The sequence below is a fragment of the Corynebacterium sp. MSK032 genome, from assembly GCF_030232065.1.
Taxonomy (GTDB): Bacteria; Actinomycetota; Actinomycetes; order Mycobacteriales; family Mycobacteriaceae; genus Corynebacterium; species Corynebacterium jeikeium_D.
In genome coordinates, this window is sequence record NZ_JASPJR010000015.1 from 24,401 (window position 1) to 44,022 (window position 19,622).

A 19,622-nucleotide genomic window follows, 5' to 3' on the forward strand; every position below is an offset into this window, starting at 1 on the left:
CACATACCAATTTAGGTCATGCAACCCGGGAGAGTTGAACTCTACTTACCGCGCGGCGGCATCGGTGGAGTCTGTGGTGGTGATTTCGGTGCTTGGGGCGTCGGTGTCTGCGGTGTTTGCGGTGTTTTCGGTGCTTGGGGCGCTTGTGGAGGTGGCCTCTGCCGGCCGAGCCGCCAGGGCAATAGTGGCAGAAATCATGGTCACCAGTGCGATAAACAGCGCCACCCACTGCACACCAACTGCCTGGAAGCGCTCACCAAGAACGATGTATCCCAAGCTGAAGGCAACGATCGGCTCCACGACGGTCATAGCTGGCAGCGAAGCTTGCAACGGTCCCGCGTTAAAAGCCGCCTGCTGCAGGCCGACGCCAATAACCGCCAGTGCCACCAGCAGCCAGAGTTCCCAGGAGAGCAGGAGCTGGACAAGTCCGTCGTTGACATAGGTATCGACCACCGACTTAGACAGCAGCGCGACGAAGCCGTACAGCCAGCCGGTTGCCGTGCCGAGCAGCAGGGCCTTCGGGTTCTGGCGTAGCACTCCGCGCTGTTTGGTGTCTGAGCCGCCGCCGGTGCCGGTGCCGGTGTTGGGCCACTGAACTGCAGCGGCGTAAAGCCCGCAGGTGACCACGCCACCGACGGCAAGAGCCCATCCCCACAGGTAGGTGGGGATATCGGTGGAGCCGGCAGTCGGCTTGCCGAGCAACACCAGCGTCGCCACCGCAAAAGTAAGCGCCACGGACCAGATCATCTCTGACCGCGAAATCCGCCGACCGTTGACCTTCGCCGCGAGCGGGAGCGTGAGCATCAGCTTCATGACCAGCAACGGCTGCACCAGGAGCAACGTGCCGAATGCCAACGCCGCGACCTGAAATACATACCCGGCAATCGCCAGGCCCGAGCCCAGCCACCAGCGCGGCAGCTTCAGGGTCTTCGCCACTCCGCGAAGTGTGCTGGTGCCCTCTTCCAGTGTTCCGGAGAGGTTGTGGCGGATGACGGTTCCCCACGCGATGCTGAGTGCGGACAGCAGTGCCAGTATCGCAGCGAGAAGGTCATTGTTCACGTAGGGAATGCTAGGCATGCAACACTTGTCATGTCCACTTCGCAGGGGTTGGGCGGGGCAGTGGTTGGTGCCCGCAGCGCCTCGGGAATTAGCTGGTTCGGCCGATATGCTGACTGAGCTCGGGCCGGGGAGCCCGGAGTGGAGCTGGCTGAGCCCGGAGTTCTTGGCACAGTACCGAGAGTTACTGACTAGGTTTATGTCAGTTTTGACAAGTTTCAGGGCATATTTTTGTCATAAACTTAGTCAGTTTCACATTTGCAGCCCGCAGCAGCGTCCGATCCGCACCCAACCCATGCCCAATAACCCCACAACCCCCTACGCAACCCGATCCAAACCCTCCGCACAACCTCCGCAAGCTACGTTTTGGTAACCCACTATGTAATTACGAATGCGACTCAAGTAAATTGAGTCAATAATAGTTACGTGCATATAGTTGCCTAGTTTTTGGAGGTTGCCGACCATGGCACTGGTTGTGCAGAAGTACGGTGGTTCATCCCTGGAGAGCGCCGAACGCATTCGTCGTGTTGCAGAACGAATTGTGGAAACCAAAAAGCAGGGCAATGACGTCGTGGTTGTCTGCTCGGCAATGGGCGACACCACCGATGAGCTTCTGGACCTCGCTGAGCAGGTCAACCCGGTCCCGCCGGGACGCGAGATGGATATGCTCCTGACCGCCGGTGAGCGTATTTCCAATGCGCTGGTCGCTATGGCAATCGCAAGCCTCGGCGCCTCGGCCCGTTCTTTTACCGGTTCGCAGGCTGGCGTGATTACCACGGAGCGCCACGGTAACGCCCGCATTGTCGAGGTCACTCCGGGCCGTGTCCGTGAGGCTCTCGATGAGGGCCATATCTGCCTAGTGGCCGGTTTCCAGGGTGTAAACCGCGAGACCAAGGACGTCACTACGCTGGGCCGTGGTGGCTCGGATACCACTGCGGTTGCCCTCGCGGCAGCCCTAGAGGCGGACGTCTGCGAGATTTACTCCGACGTGGACGGCGTGTACACCGCGGATCCGCGCATTGTGCCGGACGCACAGCGTTTGGACAACATTTCCTTCGAGGAGATGTTGGAGATGGCCGCGGTTGGCGCGAAGATTTTGCAGCTGCGAAGTGTCGAATACGCCCGTGCGTTTAATGTCCCGTTGCGTGTGCGTTCGTCGTATAGCAATGAACTTGGCACCCTTGTTGATGGATCGATGGAGGATATTCCTATGGAAGAAGCAGTGTTGACCGGTGTGGCGCATGACCGCTCCGAGGCGAAGGTGACCGTGCTGGGCATTCCGGATGATCCGGGCCAGGCGGCGAAGATGTTCCGTGCTGTTGCGGATGCGGAGATCAACATCGATATGGTGCTGCAGAACGTCTCCACCGTCGCGGATAACCGCACTGACATTACTTTCACGTGCCCGCGCGAGGATGCTCCGAAGGCGATGGCGTTGCTGAAGAAGCTGCAGGCTGACAACGACTGGAAGGACGTGCTTTACGACGATCACGTGGGCAAGGTCTCCTTGGTCGGTGCTGGCATGAAGTCCCACCCGGGTGTGACTGCGACGTTCTGTGAGGCGCTCGCTGATGAGGGTGTGAATATCGATCTGATTTCCACTTCTGAGATTCGTATCTCGGTGCTGGTTAATGACCAGGATGTCGACAAGTCTGTGAAGGCCCTGCACGACGCTTTCAATCTCGGTGGAGACACTGAGGCTGTTGTTTACGCTGGTACGGGACGTTAAGGAGTTTTCATGACCACGATTGCTGTTGTTGGTGCCACTGGCCAGGTTGGTCGTGTGATGCGCACTCTTCTGGCGGAGCGTAATTTCCCGGCCGATAAGGTTCGTTTTTTCGCTTCTGCTCGTAGTGCGGGCAAGGAGTTGGAGTTCCGCGGCGAGAAGATTGTTGTCGAGGATGTCGCGGCTACTTCTGACGAGGATCTGAAGGGCATTGATGTCGCGGTGTTCTCCGCTGGCGGCACGCTGTCGAAGGAGCAGGCTCCGCGTTTTGCGGCTGCTGGCGCTGTTGTTGTTGATAACTCGTCGGCGTGGCGTAAGGATCCGGAGGTCCCGTTGGTGGTCTCCGAGGTCAACCCGGATGCTTTGCAGGACATCCCGAAGGGCATTGTCGCGAATCCGAATTGCACCACCATGGCCGCGATGCCGGTTCTCAAGCCGCTTCACGACGAGGCCGGGTTGCAGCGTCTGCGTGTGTCCTCCTATCAGGCGGTCTCGGGTTCGGGCCTTGCTGGTGTGAATACTCTGGCTGGCCAGGTGCGCGAGAACGTCGACAACCTGGAGAAGCTGACCACTGATGGTTCGGCTCTGGTTGCGGAGGACTTTGGTCCGTATGTCGCCCCGATTGCTTTCAACGCGCTGCCGGTGGCTGGAAACTTTGTTGATGACGGTTCACTGGAGACTGATGAGGAGCAGAAGCTCCGCAATGAGTCCCGCAAGATTCTGTCTATCCCTGAGCTGGCTGTTGCTGGTACTTGTGTGCGCGTTCCGGTGTTCACTGGCCACACGCTGGTGATTCACGCTGAGTTTGAGAATGCTCTGTCCGTAGAGAAGGCAACCGAACTGCTGGAGTCCGCGCCGGGCGTGAAGGTCGTCGACGTTCCGAATCCGCTTGCCGCCGCTGGTGTGGATGAGTCCCTGGTGGGTCGTATCCGTGTCGATCAGTCGGTTCCGGAGGGGCGTGGCCTGGTGCTGGTTGTCTCTGGCGACAATCTGCGTAAGGGCGCTGCTCTGAATACCATCCAGATTGCGGAGTTGTTGGTCGCTGACCAGTAGTTGAGCGCAGTACTTAAAAGCGCAAAAAGTTAAGCCTCGGCACTTAGCGAACTTCGTGCTCTCAATGGCAACTACTCCCCACTAGTCGGTAACTGATTTCTCAGTCCAACTAATGGGGAGCAGTTCACATTTGTTGCGGTAGGGGGCCTATTTTTTTCTTATTGACGCCCACGCTTTCCGCTTGGCTGCAGCGCCAGCGGAATGTGAGATTGTGCGAGCGCAGTGCTGGGGGGGATTGCGTCACGGGAGGCGCCGGCGCCCTATTTGGCGGCGTGAGGATGTGCAGATGTCGCTAGACCGGGAATGCGTGGCCGACGGCGCCGTTTTTGGGGCGCTAGCAGGGGTGAATGTCGCTAGACCGGGAATGCGTTAAAGACACTGATTTGCAGCTCCGCAAAACTGCAGGTCAGGGAATTGTCGCAAAATTCGGAGGCGCGCCTGTGCTGACAGATTCCCGTTCTAGCGACATTTCGACCTTCGAAGTGCAACTTTTCCGACAGTTGGTGCCACGAGTTGCAATAGCGCGAGCATCTCGGCACTGAGAGCCAGGGTGGCTAGGGTGGCCAGGGCGGTGACAGTGGCCAGAGTGGCTAGGGTGGCCAGAGTGGCGTCGGGTGGCCAGCGTGGCGACGGTGGCCAGGGCGGCGATGGAGTCGGTAGCGGCCGAGCGGGAAGCGGACTAACTTAGGGCAGCCTGTTGTGTGGTTAGCCTTACCTGTGTAATATAGACCCGATTACTGTGTTGGCCGTAGCCGAAAGAGGCCATCAGTCTCTTGGGGCTACGGGTACTTTACAGCGTCTCAAAGAGTTCCTTACACGTTAGGCTTTCACATGTTTCGAAACAATTCGCTGACCCGTCGAGCGGCGCTGAAGACCGCCGCTGTCTTGGCAGCATCCACTCTTGTTCTGTCTGGTTGCTCCCGAGGCGACGACGCGGCGGCGTCAAAAAATGAGGGCACCGGGGATGAGCGCATCGCCGCAGTTGGCCTGGGAGACAGCGATACCTTGCTCGCTCTAGGCATCCAACCAGTCCTCGTAGCGCCCTGGGGTGCTGAGGGAGATGTTGATGCGTCTGGCGTCGGCCCATGGGCTACCGAAAAGCTCGGCGACAACAAGCCTGAAGTGGTTTACGGTACTGCCAACGGATTCACTGCTGAAATCCTGGAGAAGATCTCCGCCGCTAATCCGGACAAGATCATTGCGGTGAACTCTGCCGTAGACGCGCAGGCGAAGAAGGCGCTTAATGACATCGCCCCAACCACCGTTAAGCCAGACGGTGCCACGGACTGGCAGATCCCCTGGCGGGATCAGGTCAACCAGATCGCCGGCGCTGTAGACAAGCAAGAAGAAGGCGACAAACTCGTCGAAGAAACGCAGAAGGCCTTCGATGATTTCCAACAGCAGCACCCTGAGCTCAAAGGCAAGCGTGCGGCTATCGTCATGCCTTATCAGGGAAAGATCGGCCTGTACACCTCCGGTGACGGTCGCGGGCAGTTTATCAAGAGTCTGGGCTTCGAGATCCCGAAGGAGCTCGAAGGTAACGGGGGCGAGTTCTACCGCGACATCGCACCTGAGAACTACAGCGACCTCAACAACGTCGATTACCTCTTCATCCTTGATTACCAGGGTGCCGCCGATACCTTGAAGAAGGATCCAACATTCAGCAAGCTGGACGTTGTTCGCGAAGGCAAGGTCCGCTGGATGGACGAAAACGTGGGCAATGCAATGAGTATGCCGAACCCATTGACCATCCCCTGGGCAGTCGACAAGTTCTCTGACGCAATTTAATTGAAAGTGTCCGTTTCAAGAACTCGACATTCTTTGGTGTTTTCCCGGCGTTTGCTTACTTCGGCCGCACTCGTTGGCTTGGCTTTGCTGCTGCTTGCCTCCCTGTACTTGGGTTCCAAAGATCTTTCCATTGGCGAAGTGACCAGCATCCTCATGCATGGTCCGCACCCATCTACGCAATCCGGCATCATTTGGGACTTGCGCGTTCCGCGCACCCTCTTGGCTGTGATCACAGGCGCAGCCCTGGCTATGGCGGGTGCCATTGCTCAGAGCTGGACCCGCAACCCCCTGGCAGATCCCGGCATTATCGGCGTGAACGCTGGAGCAAGTTTCGCAGTCGCTGCGGCACTGACCTTGGGCTGGGCAACGACGGTCGGGCAGCGGACACTTGTAGGGCTCGTCGGGGCGGCCGTCGCTGCCTCAATCGTGCTGTTGATTTCCCGCGTATCGCGTAACCCGCTAACTCTGGTACTCGTGGGCGTGGGAGTTACCTTCGCCCTGCAAGCGGCCACGAATATGCTGAGCCTCTATTCTTCCGACACCCTGGAAGGGCTCCGCCGCTGGACCGTTGGCTCTACAGCTGGGCGGGGTATGGAAGACGTGGCCTTAGCTGCTTTAGGTCTAGCACTAGGTGCTCTATGTGGTGCGCTTGCAGCACGCCCGCTGGATCTACTTGCGATGGGAGAGGACTCCGCCCGTTCCCTTGGCAGCTCGCCCACGAGAACCCGCTTGTTGGCTGCCGCAGCGGTGATCATCCTCGCCGGCTCGGCGACAGCCACTGTGGGGCTTGTGACATTCGTGGGCTTCGCCGTGCCACACCTACTACGCCCGTTTACCGGCCCGTCCCTGACTCGCCTCTTGCTGCCGACCGGCATTGTTGGTGGCGCGGCTGTGTTGCTAGCCGATATTGTGGGCCGCTTCGTCCTGCAGCCTAACGAGCTGGAAATGTCCATTGTCTTAGCTATTGTCGGTGCCCCAGTGATGATTCTGGCGGTGCGACGTAAGAAGAGTTCACCGACCTCGAATGACTCGGAGCTGACGATATGAGCGATATGACGTCTATCCGTAGTATTAAGCGTTCACGAAGCAGACGCGTCCTGGCGGCTTCGGCAGGGTTCGCCCTCATAGCGGCTCTTTGTTACTGCTTAATCCTGGGGCAAGGAGCGGTGAAGCTCAGCCCGATGGAAGTCATCGAGGTTCTCACCGGTGGGGGCACACAGCAAGCAATCAACGTGGTGTGGGATCTCCGCCTGCCTGTAGCAATCGCTACCGTTCTGGTCGGCGCGGCTCTAGGGCTGGCAGGTGCGTGGACTCAGACCATGGCCCGCAATCCGCTGGCCAGCCCGGACATTCTCGGTGTATCCGGCGGCGCGGCGGTTTTGGTTGTGGCGGGCACCGTAGTTACCCGCCCTGCATGGAGTGAGGGGGTGCCGACGTTCTGGTGGCGTGCTGCACTCGCTTTGCTTGGCGCACTAGTGATCGTTGGTTTGCTCGTTCTACTCGGTGGCTTCGGGACGTCGCAGCGCGTAGTGGTCATCGGCCTGGCACTGTCTTTCCTCACGCAGTCTTTAGTGCAGTATCTCCTGCTCCGGGCTGACTTAACTCGTGCCACGGATGCCCAAACTTGGCTCGCTGGGTCTACCGGCTTTGTGCGTATGGAAGCTTTGTTTCCTATGGTGTTGGGCCTGTTGCCCTTCGTAGTTTTAGGCCTTTGTGTTACGCGCGATGTCCCTCTTCTTTCTCATGATGACGCCACCGCGTCCACACTTGGGGTAAATGTCACGAGGGTGCGCGCTATTTTGCTCATTGCCGCAACGGGCATTGTCGCGGTGGTGGTTTCCTTTGTCGGCCCAATTGGATTCGTGGCACTATTGGCTCCTCAGCTGGCCAAGCTGGTGGCCGGAACGCCCACGCCCCATCCGTTGTGCTCTACTTTTGCAGGCGCTGCTCTATTAGCTGCGTGCGCCGTCGTGGCGGGCGCACTGCCATTTACATCCCCTGTGGGTTTGGTTACCGCCATCATCGGTGGCCCCGCGTTGGTGTTGCTTGTGTGGTTGGCGGCCCGTCGCGGAACTCTGAAAGGAATGGTTCAATGAACGTTCAAGTTGATCACGTCACCGTGGGCTACAACGACGGCCCAAGCATTGTTAAGGACGTGTCTTTCACTGCAGAGCCCGGGAAGGTCACCACGCTCTTAGGCCCCAATGGTTGTGGCAAGTCGACGTTGCTCAAGACGCTTTCTCGGCTGCTTGCTCCCGCCGAAGGACGGGTTCTTGTAGAGAAAAAGGACGTGCATAGTTTGCGGTCGCGCGAAGCCGCCCAACTAATTGCGCTTTTGCCACAACACCCGCTGTGTCCGGCGGGATTGACCGTTGGAGAACTTGTGGAGCGCGGACGGCACCCTTATCGTCGATCGCTCTGGGGTGGGGGAGCGACGGCGTCAGAAGATAAAGAAAAAGTGCGCGAGGCGCTGAAGAAGACGAAGGTTGACCATCTTGTTGCCCGCGACGTGGCGGAGCTTTCTGGCGGCCAGCGGCAGCGGGTCTGGATGGCGATGGTGTTGGCGCAGGATACGCCAATTGTGCTGTTGGACGAACCGACTACCTACCTAGATCCGGCACATGCGATAGAGATTCTAAGTATCGTGCGGGAGCTCGCTCAAGAGGGCAAGACGGTGATTACCGTACTTCATGATCTTGGCCTGGCGGGAGCTTTTAGCGACGAGATGATCGTCATGAAGGAAGGGGAAAAGATCGCCGAGGGTTCTCCAAAGGAGGCTCTGACGGTGGATGTGTTGCGCGAGGCATATGGCCTGAATGCCGAGGTGTGGGAAGATCCCCGCGGTATGGCTCCGATTATTGTGCCGCGAGGGATTGTGGCTAATTAAGGCCGTGCCCTGCCTAGGAACCAATAGGGGCACCACTGCACGGATTCGCTATTGAGGCCCCAGGTGTGAATTGCGTGGCGCCGTACTTCCTTGCAGAGCTGTCCTTCACCCGCGACCCAGACGTACTTCGACTGTGTTGCGGGGTGTTCGGCACGGTCCAGTTGCTGTAGGTGGGACATCACTGCCGTGCTGAAGTCCGTTGTAGCGCTAAACAGCACTTCTAGGCTGCCCAGCTTGCTCTCCCAGTCGGCGACGAGGGATGGCTCGAGGTCACCATGGTTCTCGGCGACCACTACGAGGTGTATGTCGCGCAACTGTTCCGGGGCAAACGCATCCGCGTAATCCAAAATGGCGCGAACGGAAGGTACGGCAGATGGGTCTGCGATAAGTGTTTGTGAACTTTGCGCGCGGTGCCAGAGGCCCTGGCATGTCCAGATGCCTACCTGGTCGCCAACACGAGTTGCAAGAGCCCAGGCGAGCCCTGGTCCGACGTGCTCATCCTTTGGATTTTTGACGCCATGTGTCGCCACGTCGAAAGTTATCTGTCCGCACTCGGGATCGAGTGAGCGTACGGTGTACCAACGTAAATTTGGGCGTTGGGTCTCCGGCATGGCTGTAACGCTTGCGCGGATATTGGCGCCACCTCCGTGGAGGGGTAAATGGAGATTCTCGCCGGGCTTAGCCGGCATAAAGAGGCCAAAGAATTCGTCCGGGCCGGAAAGCTGAAAGCCGACTAGCTCGGGGGAGCGGATGACAATCCTCTGCAGGTTTTCTGCCGGGGCGCTGACGTCATAAACAGTGGCGCGGATGATTCGATGGTGCGGTTCAGAAGGGGCGGCCAAGAGTAGGTGGTCAGAAAAGGCCGCGCGGTAGGCGGAAGTGTTCGTCGGAGTGTTCAGGGTAACTGGGTTCGAGGTCATAGTGGGAGTTAACTTACCCTTACCTAAAGCAAAAGTGAAAGGGGGAGGGGCAGAAAAAGCCCCGCGGGGATCCGAGGTGAACTGGTCCCCGAAAGTTGGACTGGTTTAACTCTAGGCGGTTAGGGCTTCAAGGGTCTGATTTCGATATTGCATCGGGGTCAGGCCCTTGAGTCGTTGTTGGACGCGTTCGGTGTTGTACCACTGGATGTATTCGTCGATTACTTGGTTGAACTCTGCGACCGTGTCGAAGACTTCTCCGTGGTACATCTCGGTTTTCACGTGGCCGAAGAAGTTCTCCATGACCGCGTTGTCGTAACAGTTGGCTTTACGCGACATCGACTGAACACCGCCGTTGTCGCCGATCAGGTCACGCCACGAGGCATGCTGGTACTGGAAACCTTGATCGGTGTGCATCATCCACCCGGGTTCAGGTGCCCACGCCGCGATCACCTTGGGCAAAGAATCGGTGGTCAACGCTGTCGACGGCGATGTAGCCACAGTGTGGGCAACGATTGAGCGGTCGAACAAGTCCATCACCAGTGACAGGTAGACCTTGCGGCCTGCAACCCTGAACTCGGTGACGTCGCTGACAAAGACGGTATTTGGCTGATCCGGGGTGAATTTGCGGTCAAGCTTGTTGTCGGCAATGTGGCTGATCGTCCCGGTGTAGGAAACATAAGGTCTACGTTGGCGGATCTTGGCTCGCAGCCCCATCTCGCACATGAGTTTGTAGACGAGTTTGTGGTTGACCACCCACCCCTGGTTACGCAGGTCAAGTAGTACTCGTCGGTAGCCGTAGCGATGCTTGTTACGCTCGAAGCTTTCCCGAATCGCTTGCTTGAGCTCGGCGTGCTTATCTGGCTTACTGAGTCGTTTCTGGTGGTAGAAGAACGTCGACCGTGGCATACCTGCTGCCTCTAGGAGGTACTCCAAGCGGTGGTGCGACTTGAGGATGACAATCGCCTGGACTTTCAGGCGCGTCCCTGATTCCTCAAGTCCCGCAATTTTTTTAGATAGGCATTTTCGGCCCGCAACCGTTCGTTTTCGCCACGCAGCTTGTCTTCCTCCGACAGCGGCTTCGGCGTGACCGATCCTTTGGGTCTGCCCTTCGGCTACGGTTTCAACGCGTCATCGCCGTCTTTGCGCCATTTCCACGACCACCCGCGGACCAGCTGCTGTGATGACAGGCCAAATTCACGTGCAAGATCCATCGCTGTCTCGCCAGCAAGGTGGCGTTGGACAACTTCCTTCTTAATCTCAAACGAGTACTGCTGCTTAGTCGGTTTCTCCACAAGACATAGCCTGCATGCAGCTTAAACCGACGACAGAGCATACGGGCGGCATACTTGGAGACACCAAGGGCATTGGCAGCGGCTGTATAACCCATGCCTTGCTCAAATAGTTCAACCAACTGCTCGCGCTGATATTCACTTAGCGAACTTCGTGCTCTCAATGACAACTACTCCCCACTAGTCGGTAACTGATTTCTCAGTCCAACTAATGGGGAGCAGTTCATTAGGTGCCGGGGCTTTTCTGCTGGAAAAGGCGAGCCTGGTTTGGGGTGACCAAAAGGCTAGCAATGTGACCCGTGACATGCGACGTTTGGGCATAAGTGCAGGTTAGATTTTGCCGTTTTTCTATTTCCAATTACTTGGCTGAAGTGCGTCGATTTTCTATATTGTGACCGTTTTTCATCACCGGTACGGTTTTCGTGTGAGCACGGCAGTGGCCGCAAAGGAGAAGGCGAGAAGCCCTTTACCTTCAGCTCTGGGCATCGCGCCACACCATCTATCTACACTTCATTTTCTAAAGGATCATCATGGATAACCTGTGCAATATCTGCGAACTGATTTCCTCCTTGCCAGCACCGGCTCCGCTGCCGGTACCTGAGTTCAACGTGAACTTCCCGGAGGGCCCGCTGGTTCAGGTCGACTCCCTGTTCCCGAATTTCCACTCTCTGACTGAGGGCGGCAACCTGGGTCTGCAGAACGTCGGTGGCGACCAGGACAACGCTCTGCAGAACGTTGGCGGCAACCAGGGTCTCCAGAACGCTGGCGGCGACCAGCTGAACGGCGGAGACCAGATTGGCGGCGACAAGCTGGAGAAGGGCGATAAGGTCGGCGGCGACCAGGTTAACGACAAGGGCCAGATTGGTGAGCGTCAGTCCGGTTTCCAGACCGGTGGCCAGGACCAGAGCCTGCAGAACGTCGGTGGCGACCAGGGTCTGCAGAACGGTGGCCAGGAGCAGGGTCTCCAGACCGGCGGTAAGAACCAGAATGGTCTCCAGACCGGCGGCCAAGAGCAGGGCATGCAGACCGGCGGTAAGAACCAGGGTGGCCTCCAGACTGGCGGCCAGGAGCAGGGTGCCCAGACCGGTGGCAACAACCAGGGTGGCCTGCTGGCCGAGGACGGTGCGGGTGACAACCTGCCAGTCGACCTGGACCTCACCGGTGCAAAGGCTATCTAAGACCGTCTAAGCCGACTTAGGCACTGCACTGCGCAGCTGTTAGCTTGCGCGGCGATTAGCGCGTAACAGCGCACGAGCGCCTTCTCACTCTTTGTGGAGTGGGGAGGTGCTTTTTGCGTTTATAGCTGGCGACGTGGGGTCGATCCGAGTTACTGACTGCGTTTATGACAAAAATGGCCCGAAAAATGGCTTGAAAGTGTCATAAACTCGCACAGTTTCACATTTGCAGCCCTCTATTCAGGCGCGATTTACATAACGTGATCTGCTGGAATGTCTTGAATCAGACCCATTTTTGTCTATTAACTGCAGATGGAGAGGGCTAGGGCGGAGAGGCAAATATTTATGCAGCCGCAATTAAGGCACAATTATGTGGCTTATTAAATGCGCCTAGGGGGTTTTTGCAAATGGCTCAGAGGTGTCATTATTGCGTCCGGAAAATTATTGGGGTGCATTTTCATTAGGTGGGGGTGGGGTGTTGGCTGTGCCTTATCTCACAATTATAAGAATCGTGACATGGGAGACATTTCAACCCGAATTAATGGGTGGAGATTTATTGAAAAATCTTCATATCTGCAGGTAATGGAGGTTTATCTGGGCTGAATGGCTAGGCGTCGTAGAGGAAGGTGGAACGTTAGTATTTGCCCGGTATCCATACGGCTACCCCTGAAAAAATATGCAAACAACAATTATCGACATTGAAATAAAAGGAAATAGGGGTGCCAATTAAATGGTCTAACAAACATAAAATGTATTTGTTATATTCGGGGGCGGCCAACGCTATAAATGAGAATTAGAAGGCGATGTCAACTGGGCTACCTGTGATGGGGGCTGGAGACGCTTATGCGTGGTCATTGATTGTTAATTGAAGGCTGGAAAGGTAGCGAAAGGTGTATAACGCACTGAAATCGAAGGAAGGGGGAGGGCTCATGTTCGGTCGTTTTACAAACGAGAAGCGCTGGTTGGCGCTATTTAGCTTCATGGCTGTGCTCGCTCTTTTCTTCGCTAAATCTCCAATAATTGCGCATGCGCAGGATGCAGAAGACACTGGCGAAACCCTGACGATTCAGAAGATTCTGAGTGTTCCTGGAACCGTTAAGGGTGTTGAAGCCAATGGAAATGTCCGTGATTTTGGGCCACTCATTGCGGCATTTGACGAGGCTGCAACACCATTTGGTAGCCACAAAATGGGTTACTGCATTGAGGCCAGCGTCGCCGGTGATCTTTATGACACCGGTCGTGTGCAGAACTTCAGTCAGTTCTCGCGCAGTACAGATACCAATAACAAGCTGCGGAACGACTTTGACCGATACCGGAAGCTCAACTGGATTGCGCACCACGGTTCTCCAGCTGTTGGTTTGGATGAACTGGGGAAGGCGGCTGGAGTTAAAGGACGTCTGAATGTGCTGGATGCCAATAACGCAACTCAGTTCGCTCTGTGGCACTTCTCCGATGACATTGACTTCTCCCAGGGCATTCACAACCCATCGACGAAGGCTGTCTACGACTACCTCACTGGTCCGGCTAACGTCGGTCAGGGCACCGTCGACGGTACGAACCGCACTGGCTACATTTTCAACAATGGTAAGAAACAAGACATCATTGTGATTGACAATGTCACTCCGTCTTCCGGTGAAGTTCCGGCAGAGCCGGCGAAGCCGTCCGAGCCAGAAAAGCCATCTGAGCCGGAACAGCCAACCGAACCGGAAAAGCCGACTGAGCCGGAGAAGCCGACTACACCGACCACGCCTGCGGAGACCACGACCCCGTCCGAGTCGACCAAGCCATCCGAGCCGGAGAAGCCGACCACGCGTAAGCCGTCGATCTCCACTCAGGCTCGCCTGAACGGCAACAAGATTGTTGCGGGCGCTGTGGTTAAGGACATCGTGAAGTTCACCGACCTGGTTCCGGGTAAGAACTACCGCCTGGACGCCACCCTGGTGGACAAGACCAATGCTGATCGCATCCTGGGTACCGGCAGCGTGGAATTCACTCCGGAGACCTCTTCGGGTGAGCAGGCTGTCATGATTACCGTCTCCGATGATGTAGATGAGCCGGTTTCCGCTGCTGTTGCATTCGAAAAGCTGACCTCGACAGAGGTCACCGCCGATGGCCAGGACAACACCGATGGTCAGCGGGTAGAGATCGCCTCCCACGAGGACATTAACGACGCAGCTCAGACCGTTCACGGCGAAAAGCCGGAGCAGCCGTCGACCTCCGAAGAGACCCCGACGACCGAGGAGACAACGGAGCCGTCGTCCAGCGAGACCACTACTTCTGAGACCAGTGAGTCTGAGACTCCGGCGACGTCGGAAAGCGAAGAGCAGCCGAGCTCTTCGACGACTACTCCTAACACCTCCGAGTCCACGAAGCCGGCCGCTCCGACGGAACCGACCGAGCCGACTGACAGCACTGAGTCGCAGACCACGGAACCGACCGAGCCGACTGAGACTACCGAACCGTCTAAGCCGAGCGAGCCAGCTGATACGCCGCTGGAGCCGGAGCTGCGCACGGTAGCTGAGCTTCAGGGCAATCGCATTGAGGCTAATGCCAAGGTCGTCGACACCGTGCATTTCGAGGGTCTGGTCCCTGGTAAGAACTACACCCTCTCCGGTGAACTGGTTAACAAGGCTGATGGCTCTGTGATTGGTCATGGCGAGGCGACGTTCAAGCCGACGTCGGCAAGCGGTACTGTGACTGTCACTCTTGAGGTGTCTGACTCTGTTAAGACTCCTGTTGCCGAGGCTGTCGTGTTCGAGCACCTGACCTCTGATGAGGTTGACTCGACTGGTAAGGAAAGCGCTGGTCAGGTCAATGAGATCGCTGACCACGCAGATATCAACGACGCTAGCCAGACCGTGACCGGCGACGTTCCGGAGAAGCCGGAAGACACCCCGACTGAGGAAAGCGAAACTCCGTCCGAGGAGACGATCGCACCGGAGACCAGCTCGACTGAGCCGACCACGTCCACGGTTCCGGCAACGCCGAGCGACGATGAGCCGTCCGAGCAGCCGGAGACGACACAGCCGGAAGAGCCGTCTGAGACGACAACTCCGTCTACGTCCGAGTCCGAAAAGCCGAGCAAGCCGACCAAGCCCGCTCAGCCGGAAAAGCCGTCCAAGCCGACCAAGCCCGCTCAGCCAGAGAAGCCGAGCAAGCCGACCAAGCCTGCTCAGCCGGAAAAGCCGTCCAAGCCGACCAAGCCTGCCCAGCCGGAAAAGCCGTCCAAGCCGAGCAAGCCTGCCCAGCCGGAAAAGCCGAGCAAGCCGAACCACCCGAGCACCCCAGCTCAATCTGAGGACAACCCAGCTATCACGACCACTGCCGGTATTGCCGGCAAGGGTCTGGTCGAGAAGGGTGCTGTCGTCATCGACACCGTGCACTTCACTGGCCTGAAGCCGGGCACGAAGTACACGTTGACCGGTGAGCTGATGTGCAAGGAGACGGGCAAGTCCACTGGCGCTAGGAGCCGCCTGCACTTTGTGCCGACGGCATCCGCCGGCACGGTTGATGTTCCGATCATCATCACCGACGGCGACTGCGCTTCTCAGGTTGCCTTCGAGACTCTGACCGATGCCAATGGCAAGGAAGTTGCTGTCCACAAGGACATCAACTCTGCGGAGCAGACTGTCACGAACGGCAAGACCCCGGAGAACACGCCATCTGAGCATCCAAAGGATGAGGGCAAGCAGAACACGCCTAACGACGATTCCTCTGCACCTACCAGCGACTCTGCCACCCCGACCACTGTGATTAATCAGCACTCGGAGCAGAACAACACCAACGTCACCATCATCGGTGGCACTGGCCAGGATAAGCAGAAGAACCACGGAAAGCCGTTGGCTCCGAACTCGGAACGACGTGCAATTAGTTCGGTTCCGTCTGGCCCGACCGGTTTGGCTACTCACGCTCTGCCGACGGTAGCCACCAACTAAGGAGATTCCATGACTGATCAGTTTGGCTCGGACGAGACCGGCAAGGAACCTGGAAACACACCAGGCATCGAACCGGAAACCGAAACTGGCGCACTCGACCACGTTGATCCGTTTGACCAGGCCGAAGACCCGGCCGACAGCCAAGTCGAAGACCTGCAGGACGTGCCTTGGTGGAAGCAGCCAAGGGTGTATATCGCCGCTATCGCATTAATCGGCGTTATCGCTCTGCTGGTGATTGCCCAACTGCACCGCAATGATTCGGCGCTCGAAGGTGCGCAAGAGAATCTGCCCACTCCAGCACAGGGTTCTCGGGGAGCTGTGCACGAGATGGAGATGCTCATTGACGGTAAGTCGGCTCCGATTGATTTCGTTCAGCTGACTGATCAGGGATCTCTGATTCCTCCGACCGACGTTTCGCGCCTGGGCTGGTATTCCGCCTCCGCGATTCCCGGTGAGAAAGGTGCTGCTGGATCGTCCGTCATTACCGGCCACGTCAATGAGGTGGACCAGGGCGATGGTTACGCTGCACGTTTCGCTGACCTGAAGGCTGGTGACACTGTCACGGTGAAGGTAGATGGCGAAAGCCGAGACTTCACCGTCAGCAAGGATCCAATCCAGGTGGTCAAGGGCGCCCAGATGCCCGAGGCTGTCAACGACGCAGTTGGTGAGAACCGCTTGGTCCTCATCACCTGCGGAGGCGAGTTCGTCGGCGGCACCTTGGGTTACGCCGACAACATCATCGTCGAGGCCACTCCAGTGCGCTAATCCAGTGCGCTAGATCAGAGCACTAGGGCGCTGGGGCTCAGCCTCAACTAGTTGACCAATTTCATTGGCTGTGGCTGTTGAACGCCGTCGAACAACGGCGGCGCCGGCAGTCGCAGAAAAACACAGAACAAATCTGCAGAAACCCTGCAGAAACACAGAAGATAAGGAAGTACCTATGAGCATGTTGAAGAAAATCGGTGTCTGGGGTGTGGGCGCACTCGTGCTTGCCGCTCCGGTTGCCACTGCCGCACAGGCAGTAGCTGCACCTGCAAACTCTGCTGACACTGCAGTTGTCGCTCCGGGCAAGGGTGGGTTCCTCCACTCGGGCAAGCTAGCCGTCAACCGCTACGTCTTCGAGCTTGAGCACCGCGATGGCAAGGACTACGTCAACATCACCTTCACCGGCGATCACAGCGCTGACGTGCAGATCATGCCGGATGGCATGACCCCTGAGGGCAAGAAGAAGGTCGATCAGATTGGTGACGTTCTCAAGCTCAACGGCTACAACGATGTTCACTACTGGGCGGTTCTCTAAACGCCTCTTGTGACGCCACAGCGCGCCCCGTGTCGCTTACTGCCTCTGTGCTTTACAGGTCCTAGCACAGGGTGGTGCACCGCGGGGCGTTTTGCTTCAAACGGTTTTTGCTTTCGCTTACCGACGATGCTGTGACAGCAAACACAAGAAGGTTGATAAGTCCTCATTTTCCCGGCGTGCTCTGCGGCGGTAATGGTTAGACATAGGAGCCATCGCTATAGGGCAATTGCCTACCCCCATTTTTGGGTGGGTTTGATTGTGTGGGGAATTGAGAGGGGTTTGGCCGCGATTGGAAAAAACCGCTGTGACCTCGATAAAAAGATATTAATCTCTTGCAATTCTTATGTTTGTGTAGGTTTCTTGGATGCTTGGTTTGGCGGTGTGTAACCGTCGGGTATCGATTGGAAGTGAAACGAGTTAAGTTATTTATAAGCGGTTCACTGAGCGCTGTTAACCGGGCGAGCAATGGGCTAGAGCTGCAATGTTTGAACATATAAACATTAAAGTTCATAACGCTTAGGCTTAAAAGGTTAGACAGACTGGTCTTTCCCTTAAGGAAAATCTCAGTTTTGGCAAGTCGGGGAACGTTGGTGTCGCCGTCTGGAGTGAATCGCGCGACGTATTGAAGCGTGTCGCTTCATTTTGGACTTCTGTAAAGGACCTGTTTTCGTGAATAAGTTCTCTCGTACCGCCCGCTCGGTAACCTTCGCTGCCATCGTCGGTCTGTCGATGGGCGTCTCCGCCCCGGCTGCAATTGCTCAGGACACTGCCATCAACCAGGCTGCCGGCGACTCCCCGTTGGTAAATAAGGACGCCAAGGGCTCACTCACCATTCACAAGTTCGGTAACCCGACCAGCGAAGGCCAGCCGTCTGGTACCGCAGCTGACGTCGAGGATGTTCAGAAAAACGGTGGCCAGAAGCTTGAAGGCGTCGGCTTCACCGTCTACAAGATCAACAAGACTGCAGATGGCAATACCCCTATCGATGTCACCACTAACGAGGGCCTGCTGGCTGCTTCGAAGCTGAAGGCTGGCGAGTTCGCTACTGGTACCCAGGCGACTCAGGCTCTGATTGACAACGGTACCCTGACGCAGGTCGCAACCGGCACGACCGATAAGGACGGCAAGTGGGTTGTTTCCGAGAATCTCGATCTCGGTGCTTACCTGGTTGTTGAGACCGGCCCGAAGGAAGGCTATGACCCGGCTGTTCCGTTCATCGCTTTCGTTCCGATGACTAGCAATGGCAAGGCAGGCGACGAGACTCAGGGCACCACCTGGAACTACGACGTTCACGCATTCCCGAAGAACTACAAGGACGAAGAGCCGACCAAGACCGTCAAGGACAAGGACCAGAATGCTGGCGACGAAGCACTGGTCTACACCGTGACCGGTACCGCTCGCCAGCTGAAGCCGGAGGCCAAGCGTACCCAGTTCCAGATCACTGACCAGATTGACCCGAAGCTAGAAGTCACCAAGGTTGATGTCAAGGTTGTCAAGGCAGATGGTACGGAGCGGGCTCTGTCTACCGACGACGACAAGGACGGTAAGTTCTTCGAGGGCAACAAGGTCGATGTCGACCTGAAGCCTGAAGTTGCTGAAACTCTCGTGGCCGGTGACAAGGTGGTCGTTACCATCACCACCAAGCTGAAGGCTGAGTTCGCGAAGGACACCGACATCGCGCCGAACAAGGCTCGGGTCTTCCAGAACAACCCGGACGGTTCCCAGAACAGCACCCCGAAGGAGACTCCGGAGGTCAAGACCTACTGGGGCGGCCTGCAGTTCAAGAAGGTTGATGGCGCCCGCAACGGTCTGGAAGGCGCCGAGTTCCAGATTGTCCGTCAGACTGCTGGTCAGAAGTGCTCCGACATTGACACCACCAAGAAGGACTCCTGGACTCCGGTGAACGGTCAGCAGGGTGGCGAGGTTAAGACCACCTTCGTCTCTGGCCAGGACGGTATCGTCAAGATCACTGGTCTTCACGTCAACGACTTCGAAGACAACGCCGAGGTTGTCGAGGGCGAACAGTCCCACTACTGCCTGATTGAGACCAAGGCTCCGAAGGGCAAGGAGCTGCTGCCGGAGGCACTCGAGTTCAAGCTGGTTGCTACCTCGACTGACCCGGAGCGCGTCTACCAGCTGGCTTCCGTCCAGGTCGGCGCTAACCCAGGCGAGGTTGTTAACTCCGACGACACCACCCCGAACCTGCCGATGACCGGTGGTGCCGGTGTCGGCATCCTGGCTGCTATCGGTGCAGCTATCGTCGCAGCTGGTGCATGGTTCGCCCGCCGCGGTTCCAAGAACTAAATCCGAGTAAAGGCTCGGTCACTGGAGCGCTTTAGCTCCAGTGTTGAGGGAATAGCGTGCGTTCAACAGCGCACGCCATTCCTGTAGTTTGCGCATCACTGAAATTACTGTTGCGGCCTTTCGATGTGCTCTTTCTCAACCGCGGGAATCCCCATTCCGGTGAGAAAGAGAAAGGCCACATCCCTTTTT

Annotated in this window: 13 protein-coding genes and 1 pseudogene; 11 read left to right on the forward strand and 3 right to left on the reverse strand. The window is 57.2% G+C overall.

From position 1 onward, the window contains the following. Positions 1-45 precede the first annotated feature (45 nt). Positions 46-1,059: a DMT family transporter gene (locus QP995_RS09140; protein ID WP_246817624.1), complete on the reverse strand. Its 1,014-nt coding sequence runs from the start codon at positions 1,057-1,059 to the stop codon at positions 46-48. A gap of 460 nt (positions 1,060-1,519) precedes the next feature. Here QP995_RS09140 and QP995_RS09145 point away from each other — a divergent pair, with 460 nt between their 5' ends. The 6 genes from QP995_RS09145 (at position 1,520) to QP995_RS09170 (ending at position 8,510) form a co-directional block, all read left to right on the forward strand. Then, on the forward strand, positions 1,520-2,785 hold the full coding sequence (locus tag QP995_RS09145; protein ID WP_016421883.1) for an aspartate kinase: 1,266 nt from the start codon (positions 1,520-1,522) through the stop codon (positions 2,783-2,785). 9 nt (positions 2,786-2,794) lie between these two features. Further along, complete coding sequence (locus QP995_RS09150) at positions 2,795-3,835, forward strand: aspartate-semialdehyde dehydrogenase (protein ID WP_016421884.1); 1,041 nt, start codon at positions 2,795-2,797, stop codon at positions 3,833-3,835. An 831-nt stretch (positions 3,836-4,666) separates the two neighbouring features. Then, positions 4,667-5,623 (forward strand): iron-siderophore ABC transporter substrate-binding protein, encoded by a 957-nt coding sequence (locus tag QP995_RS09155; protein WP_049171163.1) that lies wholly within the window; start codon positions 4,667-4,669, stop codon positions 5,621-5,623. Between the two features lie 51 nt (positions 5,624-5,674). Then, positions 5,675-6,670: a FecCD family ABC transporter permease gene (locus QP995_RS09160; protein ID WP_284853139.1), complete on the forward strand. Its 996-nt coding sequence runs from the start codon at positions 5,675-5,677 to the stop codon at positions 6,668-6,670. Continuing rightward, positions 6,667-7,719 (forward strand): FecCD family ABC transporter permease, encoded by a 1,053-nt coding sequence (locus QP995_RS09165; RefSeq protein ID WP_016421887.1) that lies wholly within the window; start codon positions 6,667-6,669, stop codon positions 7,717-7,719. Before QP995_RS09160 ends, QP995_RS09165 begins: the two co-directional genes overlap by 4 nt. Continuing rightward, positions 7,716-8,510 carry an ABC transporter ATP-binding protein gene (locus tag QP995_RS09170; protein ID WP_016421888.1) on the forward strand — a complete coding sequence of 265 codons (795 nt, stop codon included), beginning with the start codon at positions 7,716-7,718 and terminating at the stop codon, positions 8,508-8,510. Before QP995_RS09165 ends, QP995_RS09170 begins: the two co-directional genes overlap by 4 nt. On the opposite strand, the gene QP995_RS09175 is transcribed toward QP995_RS09170, so the two are convergent. Further along, the gene (locus QP995_RS09175) at positions 8,507-9,430 is read right to left on the reverse strand and encodes a siderophore-interacting protein (RefSeq protein WP_016421889.1); all 924 of its coding nucleotides are present in this window, start codon (positions 9,428-9,430) and stop codon (positions 8,507-8,509) included. The two genes, QP995_RS09170 and QP995_RS09175, sit on opposite strands and share 4 nt — an antisense overlap. 111 nt (positions 9,431-9,541) lie before the next feature. Continuing rightward, positions 9,542-10,731 (reverse strand): annotated as a pseudogene (locus QP995_RS09180) (IS3 family transposase); the annotation flags it as partial. A gap of 518 nt (positions 10,732-11,249) precedes the next feature. Between QP995_RS09180 and QP995_RS09185 the strand changes: the two are divergent. The 5 genes from QP995_RS09185 (at position 11,250) to QP995_RS09205 (ending at position 19,433) form a co-directional block, all read left to right on the forward strand. Further along, positions 11,250-11,897: a hypothetical protein gene (locus QP995_RS09185; RefSeq protein WP_016421892.1), complete on the forward strand. Its 648-nt coding sequence runs from the start codon at positions 11,250-11,252 to the stop codon at positions 11,895-11,897. 926 nt (positions 11,898-12,823) lie between these two features. Next, entirely contained in the window at positions 12,824-15,829 is a 3,006-nt protein-coding gene (locus tag QP995_RS09190) for a VaFE repeat-containing surface-anchored protein (RefSeq protein ID WP_284853140.1), read from the forward strand. Positions 15,830-15,838: 9 nt separating this feature from the next. Further along, positions 15,839-16,594: a class F sortase gene (locus QP995_RS09195; RefSeq protein ID WP_005511695.1), complete on the forward strand. Its 756-nt coding sequence runs from the start codon at positions 15,839-15,841 to the stop codon at positions 16,592-16,594. 175 nt (positions 16,595-16,769) lie between these two features. Next, positions 16,770-17,129 (forward strand): hypothetical protein, encoded by a 360-nt coding sequence (locus QP995_RS09200; protein ID WP_005511660.1) that lies wholly within the window; start codon positions 16,770-16,772, stop codon positions 17,127-17,129. A 669-nt stretch (positions 17,130-17,798) separates the two neighbouring features. Next, entirely contained in the window at positions 17,799-19,433 is a 1,635-nt protein-coding gene (locus QP995_RS09205) for a SpaH/EbpB family LPXTG-anchored major pilin (protein WP_070652809.1), read from the forward strand. Positions 19,434-19,622 lie beyond the last annotated feature (189 nt).